At 33.6% G+C, this 17779-nt stretch carries 17 protein-coding genes and 1 pseudogene; 9 read left to right on the top strand and 9 right to left on the bottom strand.

The genetic code is table 11. The features are described from left to right. The first annotated feature begins 56 nt into the window (after window positions 1–56). From DTA23_RS19330 to DTA23_RS19320, 3 genes are all read left to right on the top strand, one after another. The gene (locus tag DTA23_RS19330) at window positions 57–653 is read left to right on the top strand and encodes a restriction endonuclease subunit S (protein ID WP_112375729.1); all 597 of its coding nucleotides are present in this window, start codon (window positions 57–59) and stop codon (window positions 651–653) included. Further along, window positions 643–1818 carry a type I restriction-modification system subunit M gene (locus DTA23_RS19325; protein WP_256604352.1) on the top strand — a complete coding sequence of 392 codons (1176 nt, stop codon included), beginning with the start codon at window positions 643–645 and terminating at the stop codon, window positions 1816–1818. Before DTA23_RS19330 ends, DTA23_RS19325 begins: the two co-directional genes overlap by 11 nt. Before the next feature lie 401 nt (window positions 1819–2219). Beyond that, the gene (locus tag DTA23_RS19320) at window positions 2220–3458 is read left to right on the top strand and encodes a restriction endonuclease subunit S (protein WP_112375728.1); all 1239 of its coding nucleotides are present in this window, start codon (window positions 2220–2222) and stop codon (window positions 3456–3458) included. Here DTA23_RS19320 and DTA23_RS19315 read toward each other — a convergent pair. Continuing rightward, window positions 3451–3957, bottom strand: coding sequence for a restriction endonuclease subunit S (locus DTA23_RS19315; RefSeq protein ID WP_256604692.1), 507 nt, complete (start codon window positions 3955–3957; stop codon window positions 3451–3453). The two genes, DTA23_RS19320 and DTA23_RS19315, sit on opposite strands and share 8 nt — an antisense overlap. 72 nt (window positions 3958–4029) lie before the next feature. Continuing rightward, window positions 4030–4923 (bottom strand): Fic family protein, encoded by an 894-nt coding sequence (locus DTA23_RS19310; RefSeq protein ID WP_112373422.1) that lies wholly within the window; start codon window positions 4921–4923, stop codon window positions 4030–4032. Between the two features lie 60 nt (window positions 4924–4983). On the opposite strand from DTA23_RS19310, the gene DTA23_RS19305 reads away from it, so the two are divergent. After that, window positions 4984–5622: a restriction endonuclease subunit S gene (locus tag DTA23_RS19305; RefSeq protein WP_204990819.1), complete on the top strand. Its 639-nt coding sequence runs from the start codon at window positions 4984–4986 to the stop codon at window positions 5620–5622. On the opposite strand, the gene DTA23_RS19300 is transcribed toward DTA23_RS19305, so the two are convergent. Beyond that, window positions 5615–6727: a restriction endonuclease subunit S gene (locus DTA23_RS19300; RefSeq protein WP_112375726.1), complete on the bottom strand. Its 1113-nt coding sequence runs from the start codon at window positions 6725–6727 to the stop codon at window positions 5615–5617. The genes DTA23_RS19305 and DTA23_RS19300 overlap by 8 nt on opposite strands. 85 nt (window positions 6728–6812) lie before the next feature. On the opposite strand from DTA23_RS19300, the gene DTA23_RS27865 reads away from it, so the two are divergent. The 5 genes from DTA23_RS27865 (at window position 6813) to DTA23_RS19280 (ending at window position 12591) form a co-directional block, all read left to right on the top strand. Then, window positions 6813–7166, top strand: a complete 354-nt coding sequence (locus tag DTA23_RS27865; protein WP_218565410.1) for a tyrosine-type recombinase/integrase — start codon at window positions 6813–6815, stop codon at window positions 7164–7166. Further along, entirely contained in the window at window positions 7166–7735 is a 570-nt protein-coding gene (locus DTA23_RS27860) for a site-specific integrase (protein ID WP_218565409.1), read from the top strand. Before DTA23_RS27865 ends, DTA23_RS27860 begins: the two co-directional genes overlap by 1 nt. A 94-nt stretch (window positions 7736–7829) precedes the next feature. Beyond that, entirely contained in the window at window positions 7830–8714 is an 885-nt protein-coding gene (locus DTA23_RS19290; RefSeq protein ID WP_112375725.1) for a restriction endonuclease, read from the top strand. A 23-nt stretch (window positions 8715–8737) separates the two neighbouring features. Continuing rightward, complete coding sequence (locus DTA23_RS19285) at window positions 8738–11899, top strand: type I restriction endonuclease subunit R (RefSeq protein WP_112375724.1); 3162 nt, start codon at window positions 8738–8740, stop codon at window positions 11897–11899. Next, window positions 11899–12591 (top strand): M48 family metallopeptidase, encoded by a 693-nt coding sequence (locus DTA23_RS19280; protein WP_112375723.1) that lies wholly within the window; start codon window positions 11899–11901, stop codon window positions 12589–12591. The genes DTA23_RS19285 and DTA23_RS19280 overlap by 1 nt, the downstream gene beginning before the upstream one ends. Before the next feature lie 68 nt (window positions 12592–12659). Here DTA23_RS19280 and DTA23_RS19275 read toward each other — a convergent pair. The 6 genes and pseudogenes from DTA23_RS19275 to DTA23_RS19255 all read right to left on the bottom strand — a co-directional run bounded on the left by DTA23_RS19275 (window position 12660) and on the right by DTA23_RS19255 (window position 17755). Then, a pseudogene (locus DTA23_RS19275) lies at window positions 12660–13630 on the bottom strand (IS481 family transposase). A gap of 118 nt (window positions 13631–13748) precedes the next feature. Beyond that, window positions 13749–14303, bottom strand: a complete 555-nt coding sequence (locus tag DTA23_RS30920) for a hypothetical protein (RefSeq protein WP_440591183.1) — start codon at window positions 14301–14303, stop codon at window positions 13749–13751. Window positions 14304–14336: 33 nt separating this feature from the next. After that, a complete protein-coding gene (locus tag DTA23_RS30915) occupies window positions 14337–14807 on the bottom strand; it encodes a relaxase/mobilization nuclease domain-containing protein (RefSeq protein ID WP_440591182.1) in 471 nt (156 codons plus the stop codon). An 8-nt stretch (window positions 14808–14815) separates the two neighbouring features. Next, the gene (gene mobA / locus DTA23_RS19265; protein ID WP_112375721.1) at window positions 14816–15250 is read right to left on the bottom strand and encodes a conjugal transfer protein MobA; all 435 of its coding nucleotides are present in this window, start codon (window positions 15248–15250) and stop codon (window positions 14816–14818) included. A gap of 673 nt (window positions 15251–15923) precedes the next feature. Further along, the gene (locus DTA23_RS19260) at window positions 15924–16985 is read right to left on the bottom strand and encodes a hypothetical protein (protein WP_112375720.1); all 1062 of its coding nucleotides are present in this window, start codon (window positions 16983–16985) and stop codon (window positions 15924–15926) included. 152 nt (window positions 16986–17137) lie between these two features. Then, window positions 17138–17755 carry a hypothetical protein gene (locus DTA23_RS19255; RefSeq protein ID WP_112375719.1) on the bottom strand — a complete coding sequence of 206 codons (618 nt, stop codon included), beginning with the start codon at window positions 17753–17755 and terminating at the stop codon, window positions 17138–17140. Between the last annotated feature and the right edge of the window lie 24 nt (window positions 17756–17779).

Below are 17779 nucleotides of genomic sequence, written 5' to 3'. Positions count from 1 at the left end.
ATTTGCAAGTTCTCTGTTCTTTATACAGAACGGAGAGCTTGTTTAAAAATAAAGAAATGAACAAAAAGTTTAAATTATCAGATATTGTTAATATAAGGTCGGGAATGGTGGTTCCTAAAACCGTTAACAATGATGAGAAGCAACTGACCGATGCCTATGTTAGAATGGTTGGAACTTCTGATTATGATGATGATGGAAATTTAAGAAACGATCTTGAAGCTAACGTTTTGATAAAGCCGGCTATTGAAAAAAATTTCTTACAATATAACGAGGTTTTATTCAATGCCAAGGGAAGACGTTTTTTCGCTGCCTTATTCCGCAATGAATATTCCTTTACTATTGCCAGTGCTTCTTTTCTGGTTTTAACTATTCAAAATAATCTTATTTTACCTGAATTCTTGGTTTGGTATCTGAATCATCCTGAAACATTAAAAGTATTTGCTTCTAAAATGACGACCCAAAATATACCCTCGATCACAAAACAAGAATTAGGAGACTTGGAAATTATTATTCCTAATTTAGAGACGCAAAAGCAGATCATAAAATTAGATTTCTTAAAAAAAGAACAAGTTGTTATTCAAAAGGAGTTAATCACTCTTAAAGAAAATTTAATCAATACAGTAACTTATAAAAAACTACAAAATGAGTACTAAAGTAAGTCAAAAAGATATAAACAATACAGTATGGAAAGCTTGTGACACATTTCGTGGTACAATCGATCCTTCTCAATATAAAGATTACATACTCACCATGTTATTTCTAAAGTATGTAACCGATGTGTATAATGAGAAAAAAGAAGAATATGCAAAAAAATATGAAGGCAACGAAGAACGTGTAAAAAGAGCATTGGAGCGAGAGCGTTTTATAGTTCCTGAAGAATCAAGCTTTTATTTTTTATATGAAAACCGTAACAATCCAAAGATTGGGGAAATGATCAATCATGCTTTAGCGGAATTGGAGGAAGCAAACAGAGAAAAATTAGGCGGTCATGATGGATCTAATATTTTTAGAAATATTGATTTTAACAGCTCTAATTTGGGAGATGCAAAAGGCAAAATAACCAGATTACGTAATTTGTTGAACGATTTTTATTCTTTAAACCTTTCTTCTTCTCATTTAGAAAATAACGATGTCATTGGAGGAGCATACGAATTTTTGATAGCTAATTTTGCATCTGATTCAGGGAAAAAAGCAGGAGAATTTTTTACTCCGGCGGAGGTTTCTACATTATTGGCTAAGCTGACCAAATCTAAACCAGGTTCACGTATTTATGATCCTACTTGTGGTTCAGGCTCTCTTTTAATCAAAGCAGGACGCCAGGTGGGTGATAATAACTTTTCGCTATATGGTCAAGAAGCAAATGGTAGTACTTGGGCATTGGCTGTAATGAATATGTATCTGCATGGCTATGATAGTGCTGTGATACGTTGGGGAGATACGTTGAGAAACCCAAAGCACAAGGAAGGAGATGCTTTAATGTTATTCGATACGGTATTAGCCAACCCTCCTTTTTCATTGGATAAATGGGGAGCAGATGATTTGGCAAGTGACTCTTACAATCGTTTCTGGAGAGGTTTGCCACCAAAATCTAAAGGAGATTGGGCTTTCATTTCACATATGATAGAATCATTGAATAATACTGGTAAAGCAGGTGTGGTTGTACCACATGGTGTATTATTTAGAGGAGCTGCTGAAGGAAAAATTCGCACTAAAACGATTGAAGAAGATTTGATTGAAGCAGTGATAGGCTTACCTTCCAATTTGTTTTTTGGCACAAGTATTCCAGCTGCTATTCTTATTTTCAACAAGCAAAAGTAAACAAAGAGAAAGTACTGTTTATTGATGCCAGCAAAGATTTTGTACCGGGAAAAAATCAAAAATTCCTTAGGGGAAAAACACATTCAGCATATTACAGATATTTTCACGCAGTTTCATGATCAGGCAATGGAAACAGGAATTGTTGAAGAAAGATTCGCTTTATATAGCCAGTTTTGAAGAGGTAAAGGAGAATGATTTCAACCTCAACATCCTCGTTATGTTGATACTTTTGAACCAGAACCCGAAATCGACATTCAGGCAGTGATGCAGGAAATCAAATCTTTGGAAGCAAAACGAGATGAGTTGGATAAGGAGATTAATATGTATTTGAAAGAATTGGGAATTGATTTTTAATTTTTTAAATCCTTAATGTTTTTACTAACGAAAATTGAGTCATCGAGATGGAAAATAAAAAATTAAAAGTAGGTAACGTTCCCCCTTTGAGATTTCCGGGATTTGAAGAGGAATGGCAAACGAAGAGGTTGGGAGAGATTGCTGATAAAGTCAATAGTGGAAAGACTCCTTTAGGAGGTGAAGCCGTTTACACAAAGGAAGGTATACTTTTTATACGGAGTCAAAATGTAAACAACGACAGGTTAGAATTAGATAATTCTGTATTTATTCCAGAATCTGTAAATAACCAAATGAAAAACAGCATTGTTAACCCCAATGATATACTTCTTAATATAACAGGTGCTTCATTGGGGCGAAGCTGTGTTGTGTCTAATGATTTTAAAATTGGAAATGTTAATCAACATGTCTGCATTATAAGATTAAGTCAACAATATAATCCAAGATTTATTCAACCTATATTTTCATCAAATAAAGGTCAAATTATTTTCAATAATTTACAAACGGGGAGCGGTCGTGAAGGTCTAAATTTTGAAAGCATCAAGGGTATAAAATTATTTACACCTATCTTGGATGAACAACTAAAAATCGCATCTTTTTTATCACTCATTGACGAAAGAATCCAAACCCAAAGCAAAATAATTAAACAATTAGAAACCTTAATTAAAGGGCTAAGTGAAAAGATATTTTCTCGAAAAATTAGATTTAGGGAATTTAAGGATGGATGGACATTGAAGAGTTTGGGAGAAATTTGTGAGAAAACAAAAAGTGGAGGCACACCAAAATCGACCATAAAAGAATATTATGAGGGTAATATTCCATTTCTTTCAATCAGTGATATGACAATACAAGGGAAGTATTTATTTTCAACTGAAAGAAATATCTCTGAATTAGGATTAAAGAGCTCGGCAAGTTGGATAGTTCCAATAAATTCTATAATATACTCAATGTATGCTTCGGTTGGTTTTGTCAGTATAAATAAAATCGAGTTGGCAACTTCTCAAGCTGTACTGAATTTAATTCCAAAAAATGAAATTAATCGAGAATATCTATATTATTACTTGGTCTATTTTCAGAAATATGTTGATAAGTATATTACAACGGGAACACAAGGAAATCTAAATGCAGAAACGGTAAAAAGTTTTGAAATTTATCTCCCGACATCAAAAGAACAAAATACTATAGTGCAATTTCTTTCTTCCATTGATACAAAGATAGAAACCGAGAAAAATATTTTAGATAAATACCATTCTCAAAAACAATATTTGTTACAGAACCTGTTTATATAAACAGGTTCTGTAACAAATGCTTTTTCTGTATCTCATATTGCTCAAGTAGTTTACTTTCTACAGCTATTTTGGTTGATAAGCTCCCCAAAGCTAATACAACTTTTTCTTGTTCATAAAGGTTAGTAATTTTCACTTCAAATTTTTCCAAAGTAGATTTTTGAATATTGGGTAACCCAGAACCTACACGAAGTGCCATAATTTTATTTTCGTTGGCTTTCAAATAATAGTATAGATATTTGTTTTTAATGATTTTATCGATATTGTTTAGTGTATAACAATGTCCTCCGCTCCAAAATTTAGTATGGTTATATTGAACATATCCACAAGAATTTCCACCTTCACTTATAGAAATAATTTCTGCATCTGAATTGTATTCAGAATGGTAACCAGATGGTAATATTCCGCCATTCATTACATAATAAATTCCTGTTTCAGATAATTTGGAGGCATTTATTTGCTCTCCTTTTTTTATAGTGCAGAGTGATTTTAAAGGAAGAATAGAAAACTGAAATCGATTGAGTTCAAATATTTTTTGATAAAGCCCTTTACTATGGGAAATAATATCTCAAATCTAATCAAACTCTATTAGAAAATATTGAAGAATAGCTTTGTAATTATCCTGAGCTGTAAGACAGGTATCTAACAAGTATTCTCGAATATGATTCCACTCCTGTAAACCTCTGTAGTAAAACAGTTTAATGTCTTCATCAATAATGAAGGGCACTATATTATTGGCAAGACATTCCTTAAACATGATTAGCCGACCAACACGACCGTTTCCGTCCTGAAAAGGGTGAATGATTTCAAACTGGTAGTGAAAGTCTATAATATCTTCAAAAGTTTTCTTTTCAATGCTGTGGTAACCAGAAAGTAAATCTTTCATTTTTGCCGTCACCTCTTTAGGTGGGCAAGTTTCATTGCCACCTACTTCGTTAGGGAGTTTTTTGTATTCGCCAACATTAAACCAGTCTTTTCGACTATCAGATGTTCCTGATTTCAGGAGAAAATGTAATTCCTTTATAAATGATTCTGATAATTTAGATTTTGCTTTATCAATGATTAAATCAATACATCGAAAGTGATTGGTCGTTTCTATGATGTCATCTACATTAACGCTTTCTTTGGAAGCTCCGATAGTATTCGTTTCAAAAATATATCGAGTTTGATCATGGGTTAACTTGCTTCCTTCTATGCGGTTTGAGTTATAGGTCAGATCGATTTGCGTACGGTGATAAATACCACCTTTGAGCTTCATTTCTTTTTGCTCTTTGAAATGATTGAGTAATGGATTATCACTAAATTTCTTCTTATTTGCTTTCTCAGGCAATATCGCATCATCGGGAATATTCCATGTTTTACCAGTTAAGAAAGCCCCCTTAATCCTTCCTGTTGCACAGTAATTCCGGACGGTTCTTTCCGGAACATTCCACTTTTTTGCAAACTCACTTACTGAAATATAATTCATAGCTTTTGATTATAGATGCCGTTATCGGCAAATATACAACAAATAACAACTATATATTGATTGATTTCTGCCGATAACGGCATGATTAAGGATTTAATTTCCTATGTGAATACGATTAGTAAGAAAATATTCTCTGCTCAATTGAGCTTTAAAAATGAAAATGGGTATGTTTTCCCTAAGTGGGACTCAAAAGAAGTAGGTGAAATTTTTAAAATAACAAGAGGAAATGTCTTAGCCATGAATCTATTGTCAAATGAAAGGAATAAAGAAAAACCTTTTCCTGTTTATTCTTCACAAACAAAAAACAAAGGACTGGCAGGTTATCATAGTGATTTTTTATTTGAGAATGCTATTACTTGGACAACCGATGGTGCTAATGCAGGTGATGTAAACTATCGTATCGGAAAATTCTATTGTACAAATGTTTGCGGAGTTTTATTAAGTAAAGATGGTTATGCAAATGTCTGTATTTCTGAATTAATAAACTCTGTATCAAAAAAATATGTTTCTTATGTTGGAAACCCCAAATTAATGAATGGAATTATGGCTAAAATAAAAATTCCATTTCCATCTTTGGAGGAACAACATAAAATAGCTGACTTTTTATTATCTATCGATGCGAAAATTGAAATTGAAACCAGTATTTTACAGCAATTAGAGAGACAAAAGACATACTTTTTAGCCAATTTGTTTATATAAATAAATTGGCTAAAAGATATTGTTTCTGTTTAATCAATAGCATATGAATTTCAAACTCAGTTTTTACTTTATCATCAATACTTGATAAAAAATTTGCAACATGTTTCTGTTGAATATAATTTGGCAATTGTATTTCCATAGGTTCAATTTCGGAAATGTAATGGCGTTTGTGTTCATTTGACGATAGATTTAAAAATGACAAATATTCAAATATAAATTTTAGATTCACATTTGGTTTAGCTGTCAAAATTTTAATTGCTGATGATTTTACTTTGAATAGAAAATCCACAAACTTTACATCCATTGTAAAATCATCGAAAATAATACATTGCCCCTTATCATAAATACCATATTCTTCATCGGTATATCCCAATACAAAAGCTTTATTCGCGGTTAGAACTGGAATCAAGGAAATATCAGATGAATAATCTGTATTTGTCACCAAATATTTAGTTGGCTGTTCATAGTTTAAAGCATCCTTAACTTGAACCAATTCATTTTCTTGATTAAGAATTTGTTCATAGAGTTGATAGCGAATCGTATTCTTTAATAACTTCAACTCCTCAATTATTTTGTTTTGGGTTTGGATTCTTTCGTCAAATAAAGCTAAAAATGTAGAAATTCTATTTTGCTCCTTCAACTTTGGAAAACTTAAAGTCAGAGTAGCTAATTGGCTTGAGTAAAGATGTACTACTGAAATTCCTTGTGCCAAATTGGCTATCTCCATTTTCTTTTTATTATTCAAATAATAAGATAGAAACACTCCATTATTCTCGGTTTTGATAATATTCAAATCACCTCCTAATGCAATGCCAGACTTCAATACACATGAAGCTGTTGCAATATCAATTGTTGTTTCTCCCGATGCAGGAATGATAACATCATTAACCTCACTTAAGACTAAATTAGATGTATCAACATTAGTCTTGGATTTTATATCATTGATTACTTCTCCGTAATATGTGTATAGTTCTCCATATCTAATACATTCAGTAAGTCCGTTTTCGGCAATATCGCTTTTAGAAATGCCTTTTCCCTTGGAAAACGTTGCAATCTCCCCCAACTTCTTTGTTTCCCATTCCCCTTCAAAGCCCGGAAATCTCAAAGGGGGAACATTGACTAACTTATATCCTCAAGGTTTAAAAAACCTTAATTGCTTTCCTTTGATATTAATTTAAAATTTAAGCAAAATGAATAAAAAACGAATTTCAGAAGTGATCACACTTTGGAAAGTAGACAAGAAGCAGTATGTCAAGAAATCAAGCTTTTCAGCTTATACACTTCTGATTGAAAATCATTTACAACCTGTTTTTGGTGATCAATTTGTTATTGAAGAGGCTGATGTACAAAGTTTTGTGTTCCAGAAATTGGAATCAGGTTTGAGCCATAAGACAATTAAAGATATACTGATTGTGCTGAAGATGATTCTCAAATTTGGTGCAAAACATAAATGGTTGGATTATACGCCTTTTGACATACAGTTTCCTACAGAGCGTGAAAAACACAATATTGAAGTATTAAGCCGGGCAGATCAGAAAAAATAATGAGCTATATACAGGAACATTTTACATTCAGAAATTTAGGAGTTTATATCTGCTTGAGTGCAGGTATGCGTATTGGAGAAGTGTGTGCATTAACATGGCAGGATATAGATACAGATAACGGTGTTATCAGTGTTAATCGTACGATTCAACGTATTTATGTGATTGAAGAAGGAAACCGTAGAACGGAACTGATTTTAGATACGCCAAAAACCAAAAACTCCATTCGGGAAGTTCCAATCAGTAAGGATTTATTGAAGATATTGAAGCCATTTAAAAAAATTGTCAATCCATCATTTTTTGTTTTGACAAACGATGCTAAACCTACAGAACCCCGAACATACCGTAGTTATTATAAAAACTTAATGAAGGAGCTCAATATGCCGGAACTAAAATTTCACGGTCTAAGGCATAGCTTCGCCACAAGATGTATCGAAAGTAATTGTGATTACAAGACTGTAAGTGTACTTTTAGGGCATTCTAACATCAGCACCACTTTAAATCTCTATGTTCATCCTAATATGGAGCAAAAGAAGAAAGCTATTGAGCAAATGTTTAAGACATTAAGGTAGTTAAGAGTTGCTAATTATGAGTTATGAGTGCATTTTTTGCTATATTTGTTCAGTACGAAAGTTAGTATCATAACTCATAATTTCTAATTTATAAATGCATCAAGAACTGCCTAAATTCCATGAAACCTTTAATCCGATTCTGGAGATTTTATCAAACGGAGAAGTAATTCATACAAGGGTGATGCAAAAGAGGGTGATTGAAAAGTATTACGCTCATTTACCCAAAGAACTTCTTGAAGAAACGACAAAATCTGGAGAGAACTTAATCAATAATAGAATTGCTTGGGGAAAATCTTATCTTAAAAAAGGCGGGTATATTCATTATCCTTCAAGAGGAAATGTACAAATTACGGAAAAAGGAATTGCTCAGAAAACACATTTAAGTTTAAATAGCTTAGAGCAGGAAAGTTCTTTAATGGATTTTTATCAAACAGAAAATGATAAAAAATCAACAGAAATAAAGAAAATATCGAATGCTTCTCCCCAGGATTTAATTGATGAAGGCTTTAATCAAATTGAGAAGGAAACCAAGAACGAACTTCTTGAAAAGTTGAAAGAAATAGATCCCTATTATTTTGAAAAAGTTATTTTGATTTTGTTAAAGAAGATGGGGTATGGAGATTTTATTGAAACTACAAAATCTTCTGACGGAGGAATTGACGGAGTTATAAATGAAGATAAACTCGGCTTGGATAAGATTTATATTCAGGCAAAAAGATTTACAGAAAATAAAGTCCGTGAAAAAGACATCAGAAATTTCATTGGGGCAATGAGTGGTGACACTAACAAAGGTGTTTTTGTGACAACCTCTTTATTTGATAAAGGAGCAGAGGAAAAGGCTAAAAACGCACATCACAAAATAATTTTGATAGATGGTAATAAATTGGTTGATTTAATGCACGAATATAATGTTGGTGTACAAATAAAAGCAACTTATGAAGTAAAACATTTAGACGAAGATTTCTTTGTAGAACAGTAAAATAGCATCCATAAATCCATACCATGGCATTCACCGAAGATAATATATCACAAATTCCTGCGCTCAAACTACTTATTAATCTGGGGTATGATTACTTATCCCCCAGCGAAGCCTTACAACTTCGTGAAAATAGAGAAAGTAATGTTATTTTAACTGATATTCTCAGAGAGCGTTTGATGCATATCAATGATATTAAAATCGGAAGTAAAAAAACGAAGTTTGAATCAACAAATATTGAAAAAGCAATCCAGAAACTTCAGGATATACCACTTTCTGAGGGATTGGTACAAGCTTGTAATCAAATTTACAATTTGTTGGTATTTGGACATGCTTTAGAACAATCTATTGATGGTGACAAAAAAAGTCATACAATTCAATATATTGATTGGGAAAATCCTACTAACAACTATTTTCACGTATCGGAAGAATTTTCGGTATTACGTACAGGACGAAAAGATACGTACCGACCAGATATTTCTTTATTTGTCAATGGTATTCCGTTAGCTATTATAGAATGTAAAAGTCCAACAATCAAAACGCCTATTCACGAAGCAATTTCTCAACATATCAGAAACCAACAAGAAAATGGTATTCGTAATTTATATGTATATAGTCAGGTATTATTAGCAACCTCTTTGTTAGAAACTAAATATGCCACCACCAATACTAAAGAAGAGTTTTGGGCAATCTGGAAAGAGAAGGAGGTACAGTTTATTGACGGTTTAGATGATTTAGTAAATACCGCTTTATCAAAGGATATAGAAGCAAAACTTTTCTCGAATCCGGATATTAGAACTAAATCAGACCATATTGCATACCAAGAAAAGTATCAACAATACGTAGCACCTACCCAACAGGATATTTTTATCCAAAGTTTGTTAAGTCCTGAGCGTTTATTAGCTATTGTTAAGGACTTTATTCTGTTTGAAGCTGGTGTTGTCAAAAAAATTGCCCGCTTTCAGCAGTTCTTTTCCATCAACAAAATCATTGAACGGATAAAACCCGTTCGTAACGGTAAAAGAAAGGGAGGTGTTATCTGGCATACACAAGGCAGTGGGAAATCTTTGACAATGGCAATGCTGGCTCGTAAAATTCAAGACACTATAAATAATCCTCAGATTATTTTAGTGACAGATAGAATTGATTTAGACCGACAAATTACGTCTACATTACAAAAAGTAGAAGTAGATGTCATCAATGCCGTATCTGGTAAACAACTAGTGAGCTTACTGAAGGGCAATGGTGATTTTGTAACAACTACTATTATCAACAAGTTTGATGCAGCAGTCAAAAGTTTGTCAGATAATCAATTAACCAGTCACAATATTTTTGTGTTAATTGACGAAGCTCACCGAACACAACATGGTATTTTTAATGTGAATATGGAAAAAGTATTGCCTAACGCTTGCTTTATCGTATTTACAGGAACGCCGTTGATGAAAAAACAAAAAAATACAGCGAATAAATTTGGAGGTATAATAGATACGTATCCCATCTCAGAGGCGGTTGAAGATGGGGCTATCGTACCTATTTTATATGAAGGAAGATTGGCAGTACAGGACGTAAATCGAAAGGTGCTCGATAAAAATGTGGATATGGTGATGGAAGATCTGGAAGAATATCAACGTGCCGATCTGAAAAAGAAAATGAGCCGGGCAGGCTTGATTACCAAAACGGAACAAAATATTCACGAAATTGCGAGGAATATTAGTCAGCATTTTTACTCAAATTGGGGAGATGGAAATAAAACAACAGGAATACACTCAGGATTCAGAGGTATGGTGGTGTGTCCAGATAAATTAACTGCCGTTAAATACAAGAAAGCATTTGACCTTATCGGGAAAGTAAAAACGGAAGTAGTCATGTCGGCTCCAGATACACGAGAAAATAATGAAGATGTACACAGCTCTGAATCGCCCGAAGTCACTCAATATTATGAGTTATTAAAAACCAAATACGGTCAGCGGATCGATGAAGATATCATACAACAATACGAAAAAGGAGAAAATATCGAATTACTGATTGTTATTGATAAGCTTCTTACAGGGTTTGATGTACCTCAGACGATTGTGATGTATTTATGCCGTAAGTTACGAGAACATACATTACTTCAAGCTATTGCCCGAGTAAATAGAGTTTTCCCCGGAAAGGATTATGGATACATAATTGATTATGCTGGAATAATGCAAGAACTTCAGGAAGCTTTGGAGAATTATTCTGGAGATGATAATTCTTTTGATCCAAAAGATCTGGCAGGTTCTTTAACAGATATTTCTGAAGAAATAAATAAATTACCCCGTGCTCATACTGATTTGTTGAATATTTTCAAAACCATTAGCAATAAGCAGAATATTGATGAATATATCGTCTTTTTATCTGACCAGTCTATAAGAGATGATTTCTATACTAAATTTAATATTTTTGCCAGAATGCTAAAGGTAGCATTATCTTCTATTGACTTTCATAACCAAACATCGGAGCAAGAAATTAAGCAGTATAAAGACGATCTTAAAAAATTTGCAGGTATTCGTGTCGCAGCAAATTCGATTTATCTCGATAAAATCAGTTTTACACAATACGAAAAGCAATTGCAGAAATTGCTCGATCAACATGTCATTACGGAGGAAATCATTCGTTTAGTAGAACCTTTGGATATTTTAGATACTGAAGCCTTTGCTGAGGAAGTTGAAAAATTGGTAGGACCAAGAGCTAAAGCTGAAAAAATTGCAGCGGCAACTTCAAAATATTTATCTATCAATATTGATGCTAATCCTGCGTTATTCAAAAAACTATCTGAACTAATCAGCGAAACGATTGCAGAAATGCGTGCTAATCGCCTGTCTGAAATTGAAGCATTAAGAAGGTTGACCGACTATAAAGAACAAGCTACAAAAGGTTTTTCTGATGATATTCCTGAAGATATTAAAGATAAAAGTAGAAACATCGCAGTTTTTCAGTTGCTAAAACAAGAAAGTGATTTAATCAATAAAGAAGTAGAAATTACAAAAATGTTTGATGAAATTGTTTCAAAATTTGAAGTTGTAGACTGGCATAAACGCACTGATATTATCAATAAAATCGAATTAGATTTTGGAGATTATTTAATGGATGTGTTTCATCTTTCTGTTTCGAAAGCAGATGAATTGACAAAAAAATTAATTGATATTGCCATCGCAAACAGATAATGAAAGAAAGCATTCAATACGGAAAACAAGAGATCGAATTTGAATTGCAATACGCTAATCGCAAAACGATTGGTGTAAAAATATTGCCAGACACTTCTGTCTTTGTAGTAGCTCCATTAGAAATATCGTTGGAAAAAATTAAAGAATCACTTTTAAAAAAAGCCCGCTGGATATGTAAACAACAGTCTTATTTCTTGAATTTTGATGCAACGCAAATCTCCTATGAAATAAAATCGGGATATTCTATTTTATATTTAGGAAGGCAGTATAAATTAGTTGTTGAAAAATCTGACAAGGAAGAAGTTACCTATAAAGGAAATCTGTTTTTAATTACAGTAAAAAATAAGGAAAAAGCACAAATGCTTTTCGATGAGTGGTTAAAACAACGAGCTCACAGTAAAATAAGCGAAATAGCAAAACCTATCATTAAAAAATTTTCAGAACGCTTCAAGGCTCCTAATCACATTTATTTTCAGGATATGCCCACCCGATGGGGAAGTTGTACCATTAAAAATAAATTGATCTTCAATCCTAAATTAATTCACACACCTAAAAGGTGTATCGAATATGTCATTATGCATGAATTGTGTCATACGGTTCACAAACACCATAATCAGGATTTTTTTGATTTACTCACTTTCATGATGCCTGATTGGGAGAAAAGAAAGGAAAAATTAGATTCATTTGCTTGATTCCAAAGATTCTGCCTACTGTTGTTTATACATAATATGAATAACAAACCTTACTTTATATGTGGGATTTACATACATCGTTTCACTTATTTAACTGACAGTCAATCCAATAATTTTGATCTCTAATTCGCTCTCTGCTTGGGTCGTACATCTCATCGACTTCCTCCCATAATGGAGTTTTATTTGATAAAGCATTAATTACTTGAATTGGGGTACGGCCCGTTAGAGAACTGTGGGATCTAAGCCAATTATAATAAAATTGCCATTGTGATAGTAGGTTTGGTAGGTCTGGATCTTTGATATCAACTGTGGAATAAAATTCATCAAGATCGGTTCGCTGTGTTCTTTCTACCTTTCCATTGAGATGTGGAGAGCCTGGTTTAATAGGCCGAAATTTAATACCCCACTCCATTAATCTGTCTTGAACGGAATAAGCAAAAAACTCTTTTCCTCTATCAGTTTGAATGCGCTGTATCGCAAATGGCATTTGTTCCAGCACTGTATCAAGAAATTTCAGGGTGTTGGTGGCAGTACGCCTTGGAAATAATTGAAGTACTTTAAATCTGCTACAATCATCTATCGCTGTGTATTGATAAATGCCCGGCGCTATTTTACAGACGTCCATTTGTACGCGATCACCCGGTATTGGTCGGTTATAGCGAGTTTGTCTTTTACGGTAGTATCGCTTAAGTTTTAAATACGGTTTATTATTCTTTTTAAGAATCTTATGAACAGTTGCCGTTGAGATTGAGACCCCATATAAACGTTTCATCTCACTAGCAATACTACGATGCCCTAAATTGCGGTTTGTTCTTAACTCAAGAATTCGCTGTTCGTCCTCTTTTGTTATTCTATGGTGGATTTTATGTGGTCTCCTACTAAGTTCACTTAGACCATCAATACCAGACTCTTTAAATCGTTTAACCCATTTTCTCAGTGTCGGCCTAGTTATGCCACACTTTAAACATACAACACCTGCATTACCAATGGCCTCATAAAGCATTACCCATTCAAAGCGCTTTTTTACCTCATTTTTCATTACTGCTGACTTATGTTAAAATGATGGTAAAGTTGGTAGTTCTACCATCATTTTAACATAAAGTTATTGAAAGGATCTATATGAATCCCACACTTTATAGAAATATGAAGGAGCAATATTAGATTCGCCGATTCTTCTTTTTCTTCATTTGTTTAGCAAACTGCTCTTCTTCGTAATCCACGCCCTGTGCATCAGGTAGCAAACTGAATAATCCCAAATCAGAGCTTTGCGAATGTTCCTGCGTGATAAACTCAAAAAGGTCTTTTGTTGGTTGGTGGTCTATTTCATTTGCTTTAGAGACAAGGCTGTCCTGTGTTTTCAGTTCGGGTTTGTTTCCATTGTTCCACCAATCATTGAATATGTTTGCCGACAAGTTTCTGTCTAATTGTGAGCCGTTCCAAACGCTACGACTTCCGTGGTCTATAAAGGTCATACCGTAAATCCGTCCGCTTTCATTTTTACGGACAATCGTATTGATACCTTGCCCTACAAGTTGCTTTTTAAATTCCTTTTCGTTGTTTGTCGTATGTATAGCCAATTCAATTGTATTCTTTAGGACAGACCTCGCGGGGTTGGTTTTCATTTTCTCGTTTGATTGTTCAAAGTGTTTTTGCAGTTGTGTTACACCTGCATCTTTTCCGAAAAGTGATGCTTTGAACGGATTGCTAACCATGTTGCCGTTTTTATCCAATGCGAAATACACTAATCAGCTTACGGTCTGTCCGTTCAGTTCACCTTTGACTTCCTCCGCTGTGATGTTGAAAAGATAAAGTAACGCATTGTAGCTACCCATAGTTGAAAAGCTATAATACTTTGGCAGATGCCTTACTACCGAAGCAATCTGACTTTTGACATCGCCTTTGTGGTAATCCATAGGTTTGAAAACCTTGTTGGCTTGTTTCTGCTCTTGTTCAGTGGCTTTCTGCAGATTATATTTCTGTTCTAAATCCCGACAGATTGCCATTGAGCGTGGATGGTCGTAATCATCGGGGATTTTCTTTCCGTCAATGCCTACGGAGGTTGAAACGATGTGGATATGTGTTCGGTCAATATCCGTATGTTTGAAAACAATATACGGCTGATTGCCGTAACCCATACGCTCCATTTTCCCTGTCCACTTTCTGCTGATTGTACAAAATCGCTCCGTACATATTGCTTCCCTTCCCAATTTTTGCAATCATAACTTTACTCTTTTTTCAGATATTTTTCTTCAAATTCCTGTGTTAAACGGATAACCTCTTTAGTGACTTTTACCAATTCTATCGTTTCTTTTTCCAATCTAAAAAGATATGTTCCTGCTTTTTTCCCGGAAAAATTGCGGTATAATATCTTAACAATCTGATTGTAATTCGTTCCGATTGCTCGGAACTGGCTAAAAAATCGGGTCAGCTTTTCGTGATATTCGATAGCATCCATATCAATTTTGACGGTTTTTACCGTCTTTTGAAAGATGCAGGCGGTAATAAAATGAGCAATGACTTTCATTTTTGATTGGTCAAAGAGTGCAAGAAATTTGGCATTGTCCTCTGCATTCAGGTTGATGGAATACCGATTGACGGCAGGGTCAATCTTTGGTTTTCGTCCTGTTTTCCTAATCTGTTTTCTGTTTTTCTCTTCCATAATAATCCATTTTAATATTAAACAAACGAGCGACTTCGGAGCCGTTTCCAGCCCCCTGCAAGGGCAAGTGCTCTTGAGGTGCGGAAATTTATTTCGAGGACCTCAAGAGATAACTTGCTCTGAACAGGAGTTCAGAAAAATCCGTTTTGCAAACGGATTGGAGTTAGCTGAAAAAGCTAATCGCTTTCGTTACAAAGTTCGATAAGACCATTTGAATAACAACGACTTACAATCACGCCAAACAAAGCCAATAAACGCCAAATACTGCCACCCTTATGGGGTTGGAATTGCTTTTATTTCCTTTGTAACAGGTTAACTGGATGATTGGTTATAACCTTAACTATGTAGCCAATCGGCATAAATCCCGACAGCAAATCTGCGTGATTGAATGCAGACGAATTACACACTTTTCAGCTAACGAAACAGCTAATTAAGGGTATGCAGGTGCATAGGAATTTAGAAAAATTCTCTTCAAAAAAGGTATTAGAGTTTTTTTATCAAATTTTGGTATAATACCAAGTCAGTCTCCAAGTATTATTATATTTAAAACTCTACCTGAAATCGAATTACTGGAATCTTTAAAGAAGGATGGTTGCAAATTAATTGAGATACCAAAGAATCCATATTTATAAAGTTAAATAACGAGGGAATAGTCCTCGTTATTTAACTTTTCTTAATGTCTTCCAAAAGGATTAATAGGAACCCCGATGGAAAATCCCAAGATTCCTTTATCCTTTACTGGAATGTTACTTATGTTATCCTTAATATCAGGAATTTCATATTTCAATGTTAAACTTGCGATATCTTTTTCATTTTTAGTAACAGGAACTGTAACTCCAAAACCTGCATCTAAAGATTTCAGATCTTTAGTTAATGTCTGTTTTCCATAAGTACTTAATCCAATATAGAAGGTTTTGGAGATAGAAAACAAAGTCATTAGGTTATAATTTATACTGGCTGAATTTTTCACAATTAGTTTTCCTTCCTTAACCCTTTTTGTGTCAGAAGATACCTCCATTGATTTTCCGCTGCCATCTGTAATAGTTTCAAAATTTTTAATATTTACAGATTTGAGGGAAGAATAATTATGATCATTTGTTTTATACTCAAACCCAGCCTTACCCATAATAGAGAAAAACTTTAAATATCGTCTAGATGGAAAAAAATATAAATTTAGATCAGTTTTCGCAACAAAACTATTTAAATTCTCCTTACTAAATTTATCCTTATTCAATAATGTAAGATCATTATTATAAGTTTCCAAAGTAGCATAATTATATCCGGCTTTGGTATTTAACCAAAGCCAAACTATCTGAGATGCTTCATTAATTGATGCTTCTTCAACATTTCCACCATGATTGAATTTGATAGAATCGACATAAAATTTAGTGGTAGTAAGAAAGAATTGGTTAAAATTTAAATTGACTCCAAGATCAGGCAACCACGCCCCGTTTTTAACTAAAGGAGTAAAATCGTTTGATGAAGCAACTTTTCCATCAAAATATAATTGATTAAACACTCCTGGAATTACAGGAACATTTAACAACAACTCAGGGCTTTTTGAAATATCAAATATAAAACCGCCTTTTGGAACGTCCGTTTTAGTCCCTAATACTTTAGTCATAAAATTTTTTAGGTCATCTGCACGTCTTTTATCAGACTTTTGGTCCGTTTCTTGAGCATTCGCGCCCATACAGGTCGCCAACACTATTGTTGTCATTAATGTCTTTTTCATTGTTTTAAGGTTAAAATGGTAACATTAATTTACCAAAAAACAATTGCTTATTCAATACAATAGAAATTAATAATTATGATTTTATATATAAAACAACCTTAATGATGAAAACTGATATAAAATAGGGAAATACCCTCCCCTATTCTTACAAACTACCACCCTCGTTTAGTTTGTTGCTCATTATTTGGACCTAAATTCTCTATCCATATTATATTGGCTTTAGGTTGGACATACTGTCCTTTTTTGAGACCAGATTCCAAAAGGAGTTTTTCAGGAATATTTGTATTTAAAATAATTTTATCGGACCCTAGCTTTGGAATAATTTTATCCCTTATCAAATTCTTGATATGTTCGATCCCTTTAATATTACTTAGGAATTTTTCCATTGAGTGATTGAAAGTAAAATAAGAATACGAATCATTTGGAATACCATAAGCAATTCCATTATCGGTTATTTTAGCAAGTTTCTTATTGAATTTTTCGAGGTCCTTTTTCTGTAAATGATCGTAAAGTAGATCATTAATTTTTTCCTCCAAAGCCAAATTGATAAAACGATCATCTGGTTTTTTAAAGGATCTCACATATTCTTCGGCTTGTTTTATAAGCTCTTTTCCTTTGGCATCTTTATCGTAATAATTCGTTTCGCCACCATGCCCTGTATTTTCAGCATATCCGGCATGTTTACCATTGATATATAAAGAGGCCGTAAATGCCTCTGTCTCCTGACTTAAAGAAGGAAAATGTTTAATATTTTTAAGCTCAATATTCATAAAATTGAATTTTAAATGGTGAAT

The organism is Sphingobacterium multivorum, assembly GCF_900457465.1.
Taxonomy (GTDB): Bacteria; Bacteroidota; Bacteroidia; order Sphingobacteriales; family Sphingobacteriaceae; genus Sphingobacterium; species Sphingobacterium multivorum.
The sequence above is the reverse complement of the archived record's forward strand: the minus strand, read 5'-3'. Positions and strand labels throughout refer to the sequence as shown.